14 protein-coding genes are annotated in these 17,491 nt (G+C 71.5%); 11 read left to right on the top strand and 3 right to left on the bottom strand.

The features are described 5' to 3' along the window. The first annotated feature begins 100 nt into the window (after nucleotides 1-100). On the top strand, nucleotides 101-466 hold the full coding sequence (locus SANBI_RS06395; protein ID WP_319160053.1) for an STAS domain-containing protein: 366 nt from the start codon (nucleotides 101-103) through the stop codon (nucleotides 464-466). A gap of 141 nt (nucleotides 467-607) precedes the next feature. On the opposite strand, the gene SANBI_RS06400 is transcribed toward SANBI_RS06395, so the two are convergent. From SANBI_RS06400 to SANBI_RS06410, 3 genes are all read right to left on the bottom strand, one after another. After that, nucleotides 608-2,881, bottom strand: a complete 2,274-nt coding sequence (locus tag SANBI_RS06400; RefSeq protein ID WP_319160055.1) for a SpoIIE family protein phosphatase — start codon at nucleotides 2,879-2,881, stop codon at nucleotides 608-610. A 187-nt stretch (nucleotides 2,882-3,068) separates the two neighbouring features. Further along, nucleotides 3,069-4,829 (bottom strand): glycoside hydrolase family 35 protein, encoded by a 1,761-nt coding sequence (locus SANBI_RS06405; protein ID WP_319161204.1) that lies wholly within the window; start codon nucleotides 4,827-4,829, stop codon nucleotides 3,069-3,071. Nucleotides 4,830-4,870: 41 nt separating this feature from the next. Beyond that, complete coding sequence (locus SANBI_RS06410) at nucleotides 4,871-5,332, bottom strand: PPOX class F420-dependent oxidoreductase (RefSeq protein WP_056131531.1); 462 nt, start codon at nucleotides 5,330-5,332, stop codon at nucleotides 4,871-4,873. A 151-nt stretch (nucleotides 5,333-5,483) separates the two neighbouring features. Between SANBI_RS06410 and SANBI_RS06415 the strand changes: the two genes are divergently transcribed. The 10 genes from SANBI_RS06415 (at nucleotide 5,484) to SANBI_RS06460 (ending at nucleotide 17,400) form a co-directional block, all read left to right on the top strand. Then, nucleotides 5,484-5,813, top strand: coding sequence for a histone-like nucleoid-structuring protein Lsr2 (locus tag SANBI_RS06415; protein ID WP_319160058.1), 330 nt, complete (start codon nucleotides 5,484-5,486; stop codon nucleotides 5,811-5,813). Then, the gene (locus SANBI_RS06420) at nucleotides 5,813-7,765 is read left to right on the top strand and encodes a metallophosphoesterase family protein (protein ID WP_319160060.1); all 1,953 of its coding nucleotides are present in this window, start codon (nucleotides 5,813-5,815) and stop codon (nucleotides 7,763-7,765) included. The genes SANBI_RS06415 and SANBI_RS06420 overlap by 1 nt, the downstream gene beginning before the upstream one ends. 58 nt (nucleotides 7,766-7,823) lie before the next feature. Then, nucleotides 7,824-8,876: a metal ABC transporter solute-binding protein, Zn/Mn family gene (locus SANBI_RS06425; protein ID WP_319160062.1), complete on the top strand. Its 1,053-nt coding sequence runs from the start codon at nucleotides 7,824-7,826 to the stop codon at nucleotides 8,874-8,876. Beyond that, complete coding sequence (locus SANBI_RS06430) at nucleotides 8,873-9,661, top strand: metal ABC transporter ATP-binding protein (RefSeq protein WP_319160064.1); 789 nt, start codon at nucleotides 8,873-8,875, stop codon at nucleotides 9,659-9,661. The genes SANBI_RS06425 and SANBI_RS06430 overlap by 4 nt, the downstream gene beginning before the upstream one ends. Continuing rightward, on the top strand, nucleotides 9,658-10,488 hold the full coding sequence (locus tag SANBI_RS06435; RefSeq protein ID WP_319160066.1) for a metal ABC transporter permease: 831 nt from the start codon (nucleotides 9,658-9,660) through the stop codon (nucleotides 10,486-10,488). Before SANBI_RS06430 ends, SANBI_RS06435 begins: the two co-directional genes overlap by 4 nt. A gap of 72 nt (nucleotides 10,489-10,560) precedes the next feature. Further along, the gene (locus SANBI_RS06440; protein WP_319160068.1) at nucleotides 10,561-11,253 is read left to right on the top strand and encodes a metal-dependent transcriptional regulator; all 693 of its coding nucleotides are present in this window, start codon (nucleotides 10,561-10,563) and stop codon (nucleotides 11,251-11,253) included. 23 nt (nucleotides 11,254-11,276) lie between these two features. Then, nucleotides 11,277-12,512, top strand: a complete 1,236-nt coding sequence (locus tag SANBI_RS06445; protein ID WP_408669755.1) for an MFS transporter — start codon at nucleotides 11,277-11,279, stop codon at nucleotides 12,510-12,512. Nucleotides 12,513-12,675: 163 nt separating this feature from the next. After that, nucleotides 12,676-13,425 (top strand): vitamin K epoxide reductase family protein, encoded by a 750-nt coding sequence (locus SANBI_RS06450; RefSeq protein WP_056131553.1) that lies wholly within the window; start codon nucleotides 12,676-12,678, stop codon nucleotides 13,423-13,425. A 100-nt stretch (nucleotides 13,426-13,525) separates the two neighbouring features. After that, a complete protein-coding gene (leuS, locus tag SANBI_RS06455; protein ID WP_319160071.1) occupies nucleotides 13,526-16,462 on the top strand; it encodes a leucine--tRNA ligase in 2,937 nt (978 codons plus the stop codon). 14 nt (nucleotides 16,463-16,476) lie between these two features. Continuing rightward, complete coding sequence (locus SANBI_RS06460; RefSeq protein ID WP_319160073.1) at nucleotides 16,477-17,400, top strand: DegV family protein; 924 nt, start codon at nucleotides 16,477-16,479, stop codon at nucleotides 17,398-17,400. The last annotated feature ends 91 nt before the right edge of the window (nucleotides 17,401-17,491 follow it).

The raw sequence follows: 17,491 nt of genomic DNA on the forward strand, positions 1-17,491 counted from the left end.
AGTGCTGACGTCCACAGTCTCCTGTGGTCGAGGTGGCGAGGGTCTGAGATAGTTGTGTGCCGAGCACCGACGTGCTCGCAGTCGTACCTGGGGAGAGTTCATGGACAACCGCAAGACCACGAGCGGGCGCTTCTCGCTCGACGACGCGTCACCGCACCTGTGGGTGCTCAGCGGCGAGGTCGACGTCGTGGTCAACACGCGGTTCCGTGAGGTGTGGCCCGCGGACCGTCGCTCCCTCGAGCCTGTCGAGGTCCACATGGGGGACGTCACCTTCATCGACTCGAGCGGTCTGCGGATCCTCTACGAGGCGCTCAAGGTGACCCCGGAGGGGCAGCGCCCGGTCTTGGTGGACGTGCCTGAGCGCGCCCAGTGGATCATCGACGTGACAGGGCTCACCTCGCGCTTCGACTTCCGGACGACGTCGTCGACGTCGGACGACGACCTGCCCCTCGCGGACCTGGGGTAGCGCTCCGCGAGCAGCCGCGACCTCCTACGCGGCCCGACGTCGCCTCGCCCGTGTCCGGGCCGGGGCCGGACGACCCGCACGGACGTGCGCCGCTCCCGGTCCTTGCCACGCTGCGCGACGGCGGACCGACGTCTCCTGCCGTCAGGCGCAGTCGTCGTCGCGGCAGAGCAGCAGCAGGGTCGCATCGTCGTTGGAGTCGGCCGCATGGGACAGCTCCATCGCCCCGTCGACCCCCGCGCCGCCGGCCAGCGCGGACTGGAGCCTGTCGACACCGACCACGATCGACTCCGTGCGTCGCTCGACCAGACCGTCGCTGAACAGCGCGATCCCGCCGCCCTTGGGGACCGTGACGCGTCGCGTGGCGGGCTCGCTGTCGATGACCCCGAGCGGCGGGGTGCCGAGCGGGCGGTCCCACGTCGACGAGCTGTCCGGGGCGAGCAGGAGCGGCGGCAGGTGACCCGCGCAGGAGTACTCGACCTCGCCCGTCGCGAGGTCGAGCACAGCGACCAGCACGGTGGCGTACTGGTCCGGGAGGGTCCAGCGCGCGACGCGGTCGAGCTCGGCGATCGACCGTGCAGGCGACTCGGAGCCGACGAGGATCGCGCGGAGCGCGTTGCGCAGCTGACCCATCGAGGCTGCGGCAGGCAGCCCGTGGCCGGCGACGTCGCCGACGACCGCAGCGAGCCGCCCGCTCGGGAGGACGAGTGCGTCGTACCAGTCGCCGCCGACCCGTCCACCGTCGGCGGGCTCGTACCGCGCGGTCACCTGCCACCCTGTCGGCTGGGGGAGGGAGGACGGCAGCATGGACCGCTGCATGGCCTGGGCCGAGCGCAGGTCGCGCTGCCCGCGCAGGTACAGCGCCTCCACGAGGTGGGCGCGCAACGAGGTGGCAGACGCGACGACGTCGTCCTGCCACGGGATGCTGTGGTCGCGGACGACCTCTCGCCACCGTTCGAAGGACTTGCGCGGGCTCAGGCGGACGGAGTCGTCCTCGAGGCGCTCGATGGTCTTGTTGTGCGGGTCGCCGCCCCAGTCGACGTCGCGGGTGGCCTCGTGCCGCAGCCACACGACGGCCTGACCGTCGGGGAGCGTGATCCCGAGGAGACCAGCAGCGTCGTCGGCCCCCGCGAGCTCGGGCACCGAGGCGACGATGCTGTCGGTCCGGACCAGGTCGTCGTCCTGCTCCAGCACCCACTCGGCGAGCTCACGGCTCTTCTGCGCGTCGGGGGTCTCGCCCCGGGTCGAGACCTCGTCGTCGGCGAAGACGACCACGCCGTCGGCCTGCACGAGGTCGAGCAGCAGGTCGGAGCTCGTGAGGGCCTGCCCGAGCGGGAGCTCTTCGTCGCGGCTGCGGGCGACGAGGTCGGCCAGCATCCCTGCGGCACGCTGCGAGGCGGCGAGGCGGTCTTCTTCTACCTGCGCGACGAGCCGTAGGGAGAGCGTGGACCCGAGGAACTCTGCGGCGGCGCGGACGCCGAAGGGCGGCTCGTGCGGGCCGGAGTAGTGATGGCAGGCGATGAGCCCCCAGAGCTTGCCGTCGCGCAGCAGCGAGATCGACATCGAGGCGCGCACGCCCATGTTGCCCAGGTACTCGAGGTGGATCGGCGAGACGCTGCGCAGGGTCGCGTGGGTGAGGTCGAGGGGAGCGCCGGTGATCGGGTTGGCCGTGGGGACGATCTCGGACGGGACGTAGTCGACGTCCGAGATGAGCCGGATCCAGTTCTTCTCGTAGAGCGCGCGGGCCTGGGCGGGGATGTCTGTCGCCGGGTAGTGCAGACCGAGGAAGGAGTTGAGACCTTCCCTGTGCACCTCCGCGACGACCTCGCCGTTGTAGTCCTCGTCGAAGGCGTAGATCATCACGCGGTCGAAGCCCGTGAGATCCCGGACGTGACGGGCCGCGATGTCGAAGACCTCCGCGAGGCTCGAGACGCGGTTGAGGTCGTTCACGGCGTCGCGGACGGCCTGGTAGGTGTTGGCGAAGGTGAAGGGGCGCGGGCCCTCGGCAGGCTCGAGCTCGATGACGAGGAGCGAATCGTCGAGGTCGTCGGGCAGCGGGATCCTGTGCAGGATCGCGTCCATCTCGCGGAGCTGGCCGTCGACCTCGACGGCCACGAGCAGCGGGTTGCGGTCGTGCAGGCGAGGACCTGCAGCCAGGTGACGGCGCACCACGCCCTCGAAGTACGTGCCGAGCCCCTCGCGCAGCGTCGAGCCGAGCAGGGTCTGGCTCGGGCGGCCGAGCAGCTCGGCGACGTTGACGGAGCACTGGACGACGGTGAGGTCGCTCGATCGAACCACCAGCAGGCACCCGCGGGGCTGCACACGGCCCGGGATGTGGATCGGCTCGCGCGCGCAGTTGTCGAGGTCGACAGGGGTGTCAGGGGTCAGCAGCGACTGGCGCGGGGGGAGGGCCGTCACGAGCGAGAGGCGACGTCGGTGCCGGTGTCCATGGGAGAACGATACCCACCTGCGAGCACAGGGCGGCAGCAGTGCCGCCCTGTGCTCGCAGGCTCGGGGTCCGACGCGACGTCCCGTGTGCCGTGGCCACCCACGGCCGACGGCAGCGCGTGGTCGCGGCCCGGAGGCATCGCAGGCCCGTGGCGGGCTACTGCTCCTCGTGCCCGAGGTCGAGACCCGGGACGAAGACGGGTGCCTCGTCGAGACCGTCGAGGGTCAGCACCAGCACGGTGTTGCGCCCGGCCACCACGACAGGTGCCGGGACGTAGAGCGTCTGCTGGGGTCCGGCGCTCCAGTACCGCCCGAGGTTGAAGCCGTTGACCCAGACGACACCCTTGCCGAGCCGCGCGGCGTCGAGGAAGAGGTCGGCGGGCTCGTCGACCTCGAAGCTCCCCGCGACGAAGGACGGTCCGAGCACGGCGCCGCCCTTGACCACGGGTCCGCCGTGGGCACGCACGTCCTCGGTGAGCGGCCCGACGTCGTCGAGGCCGAGGGGGAGGACCTCCCACCCCGTCACCTCGGTGCCGCCGACAGTCACCGGCCCGATGATCCCCTTGTGCTCGCCGAGGCGCGGTCCGTAGTTGACCCGGCCCTGGTCTTCGACGAGGAAGGTCAGCACACCCTCCGGGCCGCCGGGGAGCGAGAGCGTCCGCTCGTGGCGGGACCTGTCGAGGGTGCCGACGGCCGACCCGTCGAGCATGGCCTGGGCCCTGTCGCGCACCTCGCCGACAGACAGCACGCGCTGCTGCGCGGCGGCGAGCGTCGTGCGGTAGAGGGCGAAGCCTGTGTAGCTGTCGACCTCGTCGGTGGTCGGCACGTGCTCCGACGCTGTCCACGACCCGAGACCCTCGGCGGCGTCGAGGACCGAGAGCGAGAACTCCAGGTCGACCGCGGGTGTCGGCGCAGGGACCCGCTCGGGCAGAGCCTCGTCGGGGACCGGCGCGTAGCGGGCGATGACGTCGCGGAAGGCGAAGAACTTCGCCGTCGGGGTGCCGTCCTCGGCGAGCGGGGCGTCGTAGTCGTAGGACGTCGTGGTCGGCTGGTAGACGCCCTTGTCGTTGGCGCCGCTCGTGAAGCCGAAGTTCGTCCCGCCGTGGAACATGTAGATGTTGACCGACGCACCCGCGGCGAGCAGCTCGTCGAGCTCGCGCGCGGCGTCCTCGGCCGAGGTCGTGTGGTGGTGCGCGCCCCAGTGGTCGAACCAGCCGTCCCAGAACTCTGCGCACATGAGCGGACCCGTCGGCTGGTGCTCGCGCAGGGTGGCGAGGCGCTCGGCGCTGCGCGAGCCGAAGGAGCCCGTGCTGTGCAGCGCGTCGACCGACCCGTCGGCGAGCATCGTCCCGCTCGGCTGGTCGATGCTCGTCAGCGGCACGGTGATGCCGTGCGACCGGGTCAGCGCGACCAGCTTGTCGAGGTACACGTGGTCGGAGCCGTAGGCGCCGTACTCGTTCTCGACCTGCACGAGGACCACCGGCCCGCCCCGGTCCACCTGGAAGGGTGCGACGAGGTCGAGGACGGTGCCGAGGTACTCCGAGACGGCCTCCATGTACAGCGGCTCGTCGCGGCGCACACCCACGGCAGGGTCACGGAACAGCCAGCCCGGCAGACCGCCGTTGTCCCACTCCGCGCAGATGTAGGGCCCGGGGCGCACGATCGCGTGCATGCCCTCGGCCTCGACCAGCCGCAAGAACCTCTCGAGGTCCAGACCGCCGTCGGTCCGGAACTCGCCGCGGCGGGGTGCGTGCGCGTTCCAGGGCACGTAGGTCTCGATCGTGTTGAGCCCCATGAGCCGGGCCTTGTGGATGCGGTCGGCCCAGAGGTCAGGGTGCACCCGGAAGTAGTGGAGCGCCCCGGAGAGGATCCGCACAGGCTCCCCGTCGAGCAGGAAGTCGGTCTCGCCGATCACCATCCTGCTGACCGGCACCTGTGGCGCCTGCGTGCTCGCGCCGCTCATGCGAGCCGCGCCGGGAAACCGCCCGAGGCGAGCGGGCCCCACGACGTGATGGTCACGCGGATCAGCGACTTGTCCTGCGCGCGCATCGCCTCGCGGTACTCGTCCCAGTCCGGGTGCTCCCCGGCGATCACCCGGAAGTACTCGACCAGAGGCTCGAGCGCCTCCGGCATGTCGAGCACCTCGGCCGTCCCGTCGACCTGGACGTAGGGACCGTCCCAGTCGTCGGACAGGATGCAGAGCATGACGCGCGGGTCGCGACGGGCGTTGGCCGCCTTCGCGCGCTCGGGGTACGTCGACACGACGACCCGGCCCTCGGCGTCGAGGCCGCAGGCGACGGGGGAGGTCTGCAGAGACCCGTCACGCTTGTAGGTCGTGAGGACCGCGCGGTGGCGCGGACGGACGAAGTCGAGCAGCTGCTCGCGGGTGGCACGCTCGGCGCGTGCGACAGTTCTGGCCATGCCCACGAGCCTGCCCGGTGCGCTGGGCTGCGGCAACCCGTTACCGCTGCTTGTGGACAACCTCCAGCACCGCGCGGGCCCCAGGCCGCCACGTTAAGATCGACGCGTTCACCAGACCGGGGAGCAGCACAGACACGTCGGGAGAACGCTCGTGGCACAGCACACCAAGGTCGTCCTGACCGACGACCTCGACGGCGGTCCGGCGACCGAGACCGTCCGCTTCGGCCTCGACGGCAGCGAGTACGAGATCGACCTCTCCGCCCAGAACGCGCACGCCCTGCGTGACGCCCTGGCGCAGCACGTCGGCCACGGACGCAAGTCCTCGTCGCTCGGGTCGACCCGCGGCTTCACGCGAGTCGTCACCGGCCACGACCCGGCCGCGCTGCGCGCCTGGGCCGACGCCCGCGGCATCGCGCTGCCCGCCCGGGGCAAGAAGATCCCCGACGACGTCGTCGCGCAGTACCGCGCTGCGGGGAACTGATGACAGCTCCGCGCGACGCCGTCCGACGCAAGGTCTCCAGCTTCTCCGACAGGCTCCCTGTGCTGCCGCGCTGGGTCCGGTACACCCTCGTGGGCCTGCTCGCCGTGCTCTCCTGCCTCTGGTTCGGGATCACCACGGCGTCGACCGAGGCGAGCCTCGGACCCCACAACGCCCGTTACGAGGTCACCACCTCCTCCCTCGTGACCGTCGACCTCGGTCCTCTCGGCACGGTCCAGCTCGAGTCGCCCCTGCCCCTCATGCTCGGCGTGCGCGTCACGATCGAGGAGATCCCCGCCGACCTCACGGCCGTCGACTCTGCGACCACGCTGAACGCGCTCGCGGGTGACGTCGACGGCTATCTCCAGTTCTTCTCAGGCCCTGACGCGACCATCTCCTACGTCACCCGCACGCTGCTCACCGACGCCGCCTGGCGGGCCGCCGGAGCGCTCGCGGCGATCCTGGTGGTGGGCTGTGCGGGGTATCTCGCGCTCGGTGCGACCCGGCGGCGCGAGCTCGGCGAGCCCCTCGCCCGCGCATCGGTGGTCGTCGCCGGAGGGGTGGCTGTCGCCCTCGTCGCGACGACGCTCGTGGTCACCGACCGTGCGAGCACAGCGCTCGACAGGGTCGACGCCCAGGCGTCCCCGGTCTTCGACGGGACGGCTCTCGAGGGGGCGCGCATCACCGGGCGGCTCTCCGGGGTCATCGACACCTACGGCGGCCAGCTGGTCAACGTGTACAGGTCGAACGAGTCCTTCTACGAGACGGCCGACCGCAACCTCGAGACCGCGTGGGCGGACCGCCAGGCCTTCGACGAGCAGCGCACGTCCCTGCTCTGGGACAACGGCGTCTCGGGGCGCGCCGAGACACTCGCCGGCGCCGCGGGTGACGACGCGGGAGAGGCCGACGCCTCGGCAACGCCCTCCGACGGCGCGTCCTCGGACGACGCGACGGACGCCGCGTCGGCAGATGCCTCGAGCCCTGCCGAGGGCGACGCGACCGAGGAACCCGGCGACGAGCCCACGCAGACCCCGTCGACGAGCGACCCCGATGACGTCGTCACGATGCTCATGGTCTCCGACCTGCACTGCAACACCGGCATGAGCCCGCTCATCACCACGGCTGCGACCCTGTCCGAGGCGTCGGTCATCATCAACGGCGGTGACTCGACCATCAACGGCACGGCGGTCGAGAGGTTCTGCGTCGACTCCTTCGTCGGGGCTGCGCCCGACGGTGTCGACTGGGTCCAGGCCGACGGCAACCACGACAGCTCGATCACCTCCGACCAGGCGCGCTCGGCCGGGGCGACCGTGCTCGACGGCTCCGTCGTCGACATCGACGGCGTGAGGTTCCTCGGGGACTCCGACCCCAAGGAGACCCGCATCGGGCAGGGGTCGACGTCGGTCGCTGGCGAGAGCTACGAGGAGGCCGGGAACCGTCTGCGCGACGTCGCCTGCTCCGAGGACGACCCGGCCGACATCTTGCTCATCCACACCCCGGGCGTGGGCGAACCTGTCATGGCCTCGGGATGCGTCCCGATCCAGCTGTCGGGGCACATCCACCACAGGTCTGGTCCGCTCCAGTTCGGCAAGGGCGTGCGGTACGTCAGCTCGACGACGGCCGGCGCGGCCTCCGGCCAGCCGACCATCGGCCCGCTCAACGGCACCGCGGAGATGACGGTCTTCCGCTTCGACCGCGAGCGTCGCGTCATGCTCGACTACCAGGTGATCGCCGTCCAGCCCGACCGCTCGGTCCAGGTCGGGGAGCGCATGACCTTCCCGCCGATCCCCGGCGGCGCCTCGAGCGGGTCGGGTGGCACCGCGGTCGACGGCTCGTCCGACGCGCCCACGGACGCACCGACCGACGTCTCGACGCTCGCTCCGGGCGACACGCCGACTGCCCCGGCTGCCGACCCTGGCGCGGAGACCCCGGGGGAGGTCGAGACGACGGGCTGAACCCCTCGTCCGCAGGGGGACGACTCGACATCCGGGGGCACGGATGAGAAAGTTCGGTATGCCGAACTTCTTGATCCGGAGACCCGTGAGCGTCCTGGTGCGCCGTCCAGGCCGCGGACCCGTGCTCGTCGCAGCCGCCGCGACGCTCGCCCTGCTCGTCTCCGCCTGCGCCCCGACCGCGTCGGTGCGGGACGAGGCCGGTGACAGGCTGCTGGTCCTGACGACCTTCACGGTGATCGCCGACATCGCCCGTGAGGTCGGGGGTGACCACGTCCACGTCGAGTCGGTCACCGCGGTCGGGGCAGAGATCCACGGCTACGAACCGACCCCCTCGGACCTGAGGAGGGCCTCGGACGCGGACCTCGTCCTCGAGAACGGCCTCGGCCTCGAGGCGTGGTTCGACAGGTTCGTCGCCGGCCTCGACGTCCCGACTGTCACGCTGTCGGACGGGATCGAGGCGCTCCCGGTCGTCGAGTCCGTCGGTGTCGAGGGTGAGGCGCCGCCCGGCGACGACCTGGGTGCCCCGAACCCGCACGCGTGGATGTCCCCGGCTGTCGGCGCCCACTACGCGCACGCCGCGGCCGAGGCCTTCGCTGCCCAGGACCCCGAGCACGCGGAGGCCTACAGGGTGAACGCCGAGCGCTACGCCGGCGAGCTGCTCGCAGTGGGGGAGACGCTCACCGCGGCGCTCGCCGAGATCCCCGCCGAGTCCCGGGTGCTCGTCACCTGCGAGGGGGCCTTCTCGTACCTGGCCCGGGACGCGGGTCTCGACGAGGTGTACCTGTGGCCCGTGAACTCCGAGGGACAGTCGAGCCCACGCCGCATGGAGGCGGCGATCTCCACGGTCCGGGACCGTCAGGTGCCGGCGGTGTTCTGCGAGTCGACGGTCTCCTCGGACTCCCAGGAGCAGGTGGCCCGCGAGTCCGGCTCGACCTTCGCAGGGGTGCTGTACGTCGACTCGCTCTCCGAGCCCGACGGACCCGTCCCCACCTACAAGGACCTGCTCACCCACGACGTCGAGCTCATCATCGCGGGGCTGACCGGCGCGGCCGGTACCGACTCCGTGAGCCGTCCCTCGGCGCAGCCCGCGTCCGCCGGGGCCGGACGATGAGCCGTGCGGACCGCGCGGCGGTCACCTGGTCGACCGCCGTCGACGCGGTGACTGTCGACGACCTCAGCTACACCTATCCCTCGTCCTCGGGCCGGGGCAGGGCTGCCCGACCCGCCCTCGACAAGGCCTCGCTGACCGTCCGCACGGGGTCGATCACCGGGCTGGTGGGCGTCAACGGGGCTGGCAAGTCCACGCTGTTCAAGGCGCTCATGGGGATGATCGAGCCCGACACCGGGGACCTGAGCATCCTCGGCCAGGCACCCCAGGCCGCGCGGCGCGCCGGTCTCGTGGGCTACGTGCCGCAGGCCGAGGCCATCGACGACACCTTCCCGCTGACGGTCCGCGACGTCGTCTCGACGGGACGCTACGGACGGCTCGGCACCACCCGTCGTCTCGGGCGCGACGACAGGCTGGCCGTCGACGCGGCGCTCGAGCAGGTCAGGCTCGCCGACCTCGCCGACCGCCAGATCGGACGGCTCTCCGGTGGGCAGCGGCGCCGGGTCTTCGTCGCCCGGAGCCTGTGCCAGGAGGCCCAGGTGCTGCTGCTCGACGAGCCCTTCGCAGGGGTCGACCGAGGCTCCGAGGCCCTCGTGGTCGCGGTGCTCCGTGACCTCGTCGCCCGGGGCGGCGCCGTGCTGCTCTCGACCCACGACCTCGTCGCGCTCCCGTCCCTCGCCGACCACGTCGTCCTCGTCCACCACTCGGTCCTGGCCTCCGGCACGCCGGACGCCGTGCTGACCCCTGAGAACCTGGCCCGCGCCTTCGGCGGAGAGGACCTGCGATGACAGCGCTCACCTGGTTGACCGACCCCTTCACCTACGAGTTCATGCAGCGGTCGCTGCTGGTCACCGTCGTCGCGAGCATCGTCTGCGCGCTGCTCAGCTGCTGGCTCGTCCTCATCGGCTGGTCCCTGCTCGGTGACGCGGTCTCGCACGCCGTCCTGCCGGGCGTGGTGCTCTCGTACATCGTCGGCATCCCCTTCGCAGCGGGCGCGCTCGTCTTCGGCTTCGGTGCCGTCGCGCTCATCGGCGCTGTGCGCGACACGACGCGGCTCAAAGAAGATGCCGTGATCGGCGTCGTCTTCACGACCCTCTTCGCGATCGGGCTCGTGCTGGTCTCGGTCACCCCGAGCCACATCGACCTGTCGCACATCCTCTTCGGCAACCTGCTCGGTGTCACCGATGCGGACATCTGGCAGGTGGTCGTCCTCGGTGCGCTCACCACGGCGGTCCTCGTCGTCAAGCGCCGAGACCTCACGCTGCTCGCCTTCGACCCCGTCCACGCGCACGCTATCGGGCTCTCGCCGCGCAGGCTGCGTGCTCTGCTGCTCGCGGCGCTGGCGATCACCGTCGTCGTCGCGCTCCAGGCCGTCGGGGTGATCCTCGTGGTCGCGATGGTCATCACCCCCGGTGCGACGGCCTTCCTCCTCACCGACCGCATCTCGCGCATGCTGGTGATCGCCCCAGCCGTGGCGGCGCTCTGCGCCGTGGCCGGGATGTACGCGAGCTACTGCCTCGACGCGTCGAGCGCCGGGATGATCGTGCTCATGCAGGGCCTCGCCTTCGGGGTGGCCTACTCGGCGACCTGGCGGAGCCGTCGCGTGCGCGCCTGAGCGCGGCAACCAGCCGCGCACCCGTGCCGGACATCACGCTGGAGGCAGGTCAGGGTGCCCTACGCTTGACCGGTGACAGATGAACTCGAGCTGACCGCTGTGGCCCAGGACTATCTCAAGGTGGTCTGGGGAGCCCAGGAGTGGTCGGACGAGCCCGTCACCACCAAGCTCCTCGCCGAGCGGATCGGCGTCGGTGCGTCGACAGTCTCGGAGACCGTGCGCCGCCTGACGGCCCAGGGCCTGCTGGAGCACCCGCGCTACGGCTCGGTCGAGCTGACCGAGCTCGGCCGCAGGCACGCCGTGCAGATCGTCCGCCGGCACAGGCTCATCGAGACCTTCCTCGTGTCCGAGCTCGACTACACCTGGGACGAGGTGCACGACGAGGCCGAGGTCCTCGAGCACGCCGTCTCCGACCTCATGGTCGACAGGATCGACCAGCGTCTCGGTCACCCGACCCGGGACCCTCACGGCGACCCGATCCCGGCGCCCGACGGCACGGTCCCGACGCCCCCGGCCGTCACGCTCGCGGCCCTCCAGGCCGGCACGCAGGCCGTGGTCGCCCGCATCTCCGACGCGGACGCCGAGGTGCTGCGGTACTTCGCGGAGATCGGCTTCGGTCTCGACGTGCAGCTCACAGTCGTCGAACGTCGCGACTTCGCAGGTGTGCTCTGCATCGAGTGGGCCCCGAGCGACGCTCCCGAGAGCACGACGACGGTCGACCTCGGCCTGCGTGCCGCTGACGCCGTGTGGGTCGTGACGCGGTGACGACCCCCGACCCCTCGGTGTCCCTGGCCAAGGACGCTCCGACGGCCGCGGCTCCGGAGACGACGGGTGCTCCGGCTCGCGGCAGCCGCCCCGGCCTCGCGCTCCTCGCCCTCGCCCTCGGTGGCTTCACGATCGGCACGACCGAGTTCGCGACGATGGGGCTGCTGACCAACATCGCCGACGACCTCCAGGCGTCCATCCCGGCCGCCGGTCACACGATCACGGCCTACGCGCTCGGTGTCGTCCTCGGTGCGCCCCTCATCACCGTGCTGGCCGCCAAGGTCGAGCGCAAGACCCTCGTCGTCTGGCTGATGATCGCCTACGCGATCGGCAACCTCGTCTCGGCTGCGGCCCCGAACCTCGAGCTGCTGCTCCTCGGGCGATTTGTCACCGGGCTGCCGCACGGCGTGTTCTTCGGGACCGGCGCGATCGTCGGCACGGCCGTCGTGGGCCGCGCGCGTCGCGGGCACGCCGTCGCGATGATGATGGCCGGTCTGACGGTCGCGAACATCGTCGGGGTGCCGCTGTCCTCGTGGGTGGGGGACCACCTGGGATGGCGGGTCGCCTTCGTCATCATCGGAGGCCTCGGGCTGGTGACCGTCGTCGGGCTGCTCGCGCTGCTGCCGCGGACCCCGGCCGCCGCCGGCGCGACCCCCCGCACCGAGCTCGGCGCGCTGCGCAACGGACCGCTGTGGGTGGCCTTCGCGGGCTGCGCGATCGGCTTCGGCGGCATGTTCGCCGTCTACTCCTACGTCAAGCCGACCCTCATCGACGTCACCGGCCTGTCGGTCGGCGCAGTCCCGGGCATCCTCGCGCTCTTCGGGATCGGCATGACGCTCGGGGTGCTCATCGGGGGCAGGCTGGTCGACCGGGACGTCATGCGGACCGTCTACCTCGGGTACGTGAGCACGGCGCTCGCGCTCGTGGCCTTCGGTCTGGTCGGCGCCTCGCCGGTGCCTGCGGTCGTCGCGCTCTTCGCGATCGGGGTGACGTCGCAGATCCTCGGGATCGCGCTCCAGGCCCGGCTCATGGACCTCTCGCCGGCGGCCCCGTCCCTCGGCGCGGCGCTGTGCCACTCCTCGCTCAACGCCGCCAACGCGAACGGCGCCTTCCTCGGCGGGCTGGTCATCGCGGCAGGCTGGGGCTATCTCTCGCTCGCCTGGGCAGGGGCCGCGCTGACGATCGTCGGGCTCGCGGTCATCGTGCTCTTCGGGCGCCAGAAGATCACCCGGGTCCCGGCCGAGCTCCTCGCACACTGATCCGTGCGCTCCTGCGGCGCGCCGACGTCGACCTGCGGTGCGCCGCAGCCGACCTGCGGTGCGCCGCCGTGCGTGACAGATCCTGTCGTGGCAGTCTCAGGAAACCCCCAGCGTCGCTGGCTACGGTGAACCGCCCCGTCCGACCGCTGACCTAGGAGACCGTGTGGCTACCAGGAACGAGCACACCGCTCCCGGCTCGTCCGGACGGTCCGGCGCCGAGGGACGCGCGGCCGGCGCGGACGCCGACGTCGTCGACCCCGACGCCGACCTCACCGACGACGAGCTCCTCGCCGCCGAGATGGCCCTCCCGCAGGCCCGGAGCCGGACCCTCGGCGACCGCCGCTACGGCTGGGTGCTGCTGGTCTTCGGCCTGATCGGCTTCGCGGCGTCGCTCGCGCTGTCGATCGAGAAGGTGCTCAAGCTCCAGGACCCGGACCACGTCGCGAGCTGCAGCTTCAACCTCTTCCTCGACTGCTCGGCAGCGATGGGCTCGTGGCAGGGCAGCCTGCTCGGCTTCCCCAACCCGTTCATCGGCGTCGCCGCCTTCCCCGTCGTCGTGACCTCGGGCGTCGTGCTGCTGGCCGGGGCGCGGCTGCCGGCCTGGTACTGGCGCTCGCTGCTCGGGGGGACCGTCGCGGCGCTCGGGCTCGTGGTCTTCCTCGTCTACACGTCGGTCGCCGAGCTCGGCAAGCTCTGCCCCTACTGCATGGTCGTGTGGTTCGCCGTGATCCCGCTGTTCTGGTACTCGCTCGTCTACTCGGTCCAGGAGCGCATGGTCCCGGCGTCGGAGAAGATCCGCAGCGTGATCGTCCGCAACCGCTTCGTGCTGCTGGTCGCGCTGTACCTGGTCGTCACGGCGTGGGTCGTCATCGCGCTGGCCCCGGCGATCGCGGACCACCTGCGCTACTCCTGACCGCGGAGGACTCCGGACCGTCCACGCGCTGCCGGGCGGACGGAGCCGGCCCCCCGGACGCGGGTCCGAGGCGTCGGAGCCTGGCGGTAAAGTTGTCCGGGTGACCACGCAGGATGCCACCCACGCCCAGACTCCCTCCTCGACAGGACCGGGAGAGCCCTCGCAGCGCTACACCGCTGCCCTCGCGGGCGAGATCGAGCTCCGGTGGCAGGAGCGCTGGGCCGAGCGCGGGACCTTCCACGCCGCCAACCCGACAGGTCCGCTGACCGACGGCAAGGGTCGCAACGCCGACCCGTCGAGCCCGAGCTTCTTCGTCATGGACATGTTCCCGTACCCCTCGGGTGCAGGCCTGCACGTCGGCCACCCGCTCGGCTACATCGCGACCGACGTCGTCGGCCGCTTCCGGCGCATGTCCGGTGACAACGTGCTGCACGCTCTCGGTTACGACGCCTTCGGCCTGCCAGCCGAGCAGTTCGCGGTCCAGACGGGTCAGCACCCGCGCATCACGACCGAGGCGAACATCGCCAACATGAGCCGGCAGCTCCGCCGTCTGGGTCTGGCCCACGACGATCGCCGCTCCTTCGCGACGACCGACTCAGAGTTCGTGCGCTGGACGCAGTGGATCTTCCTCAAGATGTTCAACTCCTGGTACGACGTCGACGCCGTGCGTCCCGACGGCGGGACCGGCCGCGCGCGCCCGATCGGCGAGCTCGAGGCGGAGTACGCCGCCGGGACGCGGACGGCCTCCGACGGCCGCGCGTGGGCCGAGCTGACGAGCGCCGAGCAGCGTGAGGTCATCAACGACCAGCGTCTCGCCTACGTCTCGAACGCCCCGGTCAACTGGTGCCCCGGCCTGGGCACGGTGCTCGCGAACGAAGAGGTCACCTCCGACGGTCGCTCCGAGCGCGGCAACTTCCCGGTGTTCCAGCGCAACCTGCGCCAGTGGAACATGCGCATCACCGCCTACGCCGACCGCCTGGTCGACGACCTCGAGGGCATCGACTGGCCGGACAAGGTCAAGGCGATGCAGCGCAACTGGATCGGCCGCTCCGAGGGTGCGCACGTGGTCTTCGACGTGGTCGGCGGGCGCGAGCCTGTCACCGTGTTCACCACGCGTCCGGACACGCTCTTCGGCGCCACCTTCATGGTGGTCTCTCCCGAGCACCCGCTGCTCGACGAGGTCCCGGCCGAGTGGCCTGACGGCACGTCGGACGCCTGGACCGGTGAGCACGCCACCCCCGCGGACGCCGTCGCCGCCTACCGCGCGATGGCCGCCGCCAAGACGGCCGTCGAGCGTCAGGCCGACGCCGGCAAGAAGACCGGTGTGTTCACAGGTCACCTCGCGACCAACCCTGCGAACGGCCAGCTGCTGCCCGTCTTCACGGCGGACTACGTCCTCATGGGCTACGGCACCGGCGCGATCATGGCCGTGCCCGGCGGCGACGAGCGCGACTTCGCCTTCGCGGAAGCCTTCGGCCTGCCCGTCGTCTACACGGTCGCGACGCCCGAGGGCTTCGAGGGAGGCGCCTGGACGGGTGACGGCGCGATCGTCGGCTCCGCCAACGACGAGGTCTCCCTCGACGGGCTCTCGGTCGCCGAGGCGAAGAGCCGCATGATCGAGTGGCTGGAGTCCAAGGGCTACGGCTCGGGCACCATCACCTACCGCCTGCGCGACTGGCTCTTCAGCCGCCAGCGCTACTGGGGCGAGCCCTTCCCGATCGTCTACGGCGACGACGACCAGCCCATCGCCCTGACCGAGGCGATGCTGCCCGTCGACCTGCCGGACGTCCCGGACTACTCGCCGCGCACCTACGCGCCCGACGACGCGGACTCCTCGCCCGAGCCACCGCTGGGCCGCAACGACGACTGGGTGACCGTCACGCTCGACCTGGGCGACGGACCGCGCGAGTACCGGCGCGAGACCAACACCATGCCCAACTGGGCCGGGTCGTGCTGGTACTACCTGCGCTACCTCGACCCCCACAACGACGGCCCGTCGGCGACGGTGCCGGTCGACGCGAGCCTCGACGAGTACTGGATGGGTCCGAACCACAACTCGACCGCTGGTGCTGCCGGCGGTGTCGACCTCTACGTCGGCGGTGTCGAGCACGCCGTGCTGCACCTGCTCTACGCGCGCTTCTGGCACAAGGTGCTCTTCGACCTCGGGTACGTGTCGAGCGTCGAGCCTTTCCACAAGCTCTTCAACCAGGGCTACGTGCAGGCCTACGCCTTCGTCGACGCGCGCGGCGCCTACGTCCCGGCCGACGAGGTCGAGGAGATCACGGCGGGCGACGGCTCGAGCATGTACGTGTGGAACGGCGAGTCCGTCACCCGTGAGTACGGGAAGATGGGCAAGTCGCTCAAGAACGTCGTCACGCCCGACGACATGTACGAGGCCTACGGTGCGGACACCTTCCGGGTCTACGAGATGTCGATGGGCCCGCTCGACGTGTCCCGCCCGTGGGACACGCGCGCCGTCGTCGGGTCGCAGAGGTTCCTGCAGCGCCTGTGGCGCAACGTGGTCTCCGAGGAGACCGGTGAGCTCACCGTCACCGACGAGCCGGCCTCGGACGAGACGCTGCGCCACGTGCACCGTGCCATCGCCGACGTGCGCGTCGAGATGGAGAACATGCGCACCAACACGGCGATCGCGAAGCTCATCACGCTCAACAACCACCTGACCACGCTCGAGGCCGTGCCGCGCGAGGCTGCCGAGGCGATCGTGCTGATGACCGCACCGGTCGCCCCGCACATCGCCGAAGAGCTGTGGGAGCGCCTCGGCCACGACGAGTCGCTCACCTACGAGCCCTTCCCTGTCGCGGACGAGCAGTACCTCGTCCAGGACTCGGTGACCTGCGTGTTCCAGGTGCAGGGCAAGGTGCGCGGCCGCGCCGACGTGCCGCCGGCGATCTCCGAGGCGGACCTCGAGGCGCTCGCCCTCGCCGACCCGGGGGTGCAGCGTGCGCTCGACGGCCGTGCGGTCATGAAGGTCATCACTCGCGCGCCCAAGCTGGTCAACATCGTCCCGGCGAAGTAGCGGCTCGAGCAGACATGGCGGGAGACCGCACCGACGGGGCCGTGCCGGCAGCAGCCGGCGCGGCCCTGCGCCGCGTCCTGGTCGTGACGGACTCGACGGCCTCGCTGCCTGCGGGCCTCGCGGCCGAGCACAGGGTCGGGGTGGTCCCGCTCCAGGTGGGGATCGACGGCGAGACCTTCCACGAGGGTCTCGACCTCGACTCGGCTGCCCTGGTCGCGGCGCTCGACCGGCACGCCGTCGTCACGACGTCGCAGCCCTCGGTGGGTGCCTTCCTCGAGGTCTACAGGGCGGCTGCGGCTGCCGGAGCCGAGCGGATCGTCTCGGTGCACCTCTCGGGTGAGCTCTCAGGGACGGTCCGGGCAGCCGCCCTCGCCGCGGCCGACAGCCCGGTCCCTGTCGAGGTGGTCGACTCGCGGACCGTCGCGACAGGCCTGGGCTTCGCGGCCCTCGCCGCAGCCCGGTCCGCTGCGGCCGGCGCGCCCGCCGACGAGGTGGTGCGTGTCGCCGAGCGGGTGGCGGAGTCGACCCGTGCGCTGTTCGTGGTCGACTCCCTCGACCACCTGCGACGGGGCGGACGACTGAGTGCTGCTGCTGCGGCGATCGGGACCGCCCTCGGGCTGCGGCCCGTGCTCGGCGTGCGCGACGGGCGGATCGAGGTGGTCCAGAAGGTCCGGTCCCGAGGTGCCGGTGCCGACAGGCTGGTCGCTGCAGCAGAGGCGGCCCTCGATGCGAGCCCGCACGTGCGCTTCGCCGTGCACCACCTGGGCGACGACGCGGCGGCGAGGGGGTGCGCGCGGCGGGTCGAGGACGCGACAGGTCGCTCTGTGCTCGTCTCGCCGGTCAGCGCTGTCCTCGGGGCTCACGTCGGACCGGGGTTGCTCGCGCTCGTGTCGGTCGACGACCCGGGAGCTGTCGACGTCGGGGTTGGGGAGCAGTAGGCCGAGGCCCCTGGGGCCTCGACAGGCTTGCTCTGTGTCCACAGGCCTTCGGGTAGCCGGGGCTTCCACAGACGGCGCGAGGGCGAGTGCC

The sequence above is a fragment of the Sanguibacter biliveldensis genome (genome assembly GCF_033798665.1).
Taxonomy (GTDB): domain Bacteria; phylum Actinomycetota; class Actinomycetes; order Actinomycetales; family Cellulomonadaceae; genus Sanguibacter; species Sanguibacter inulinus.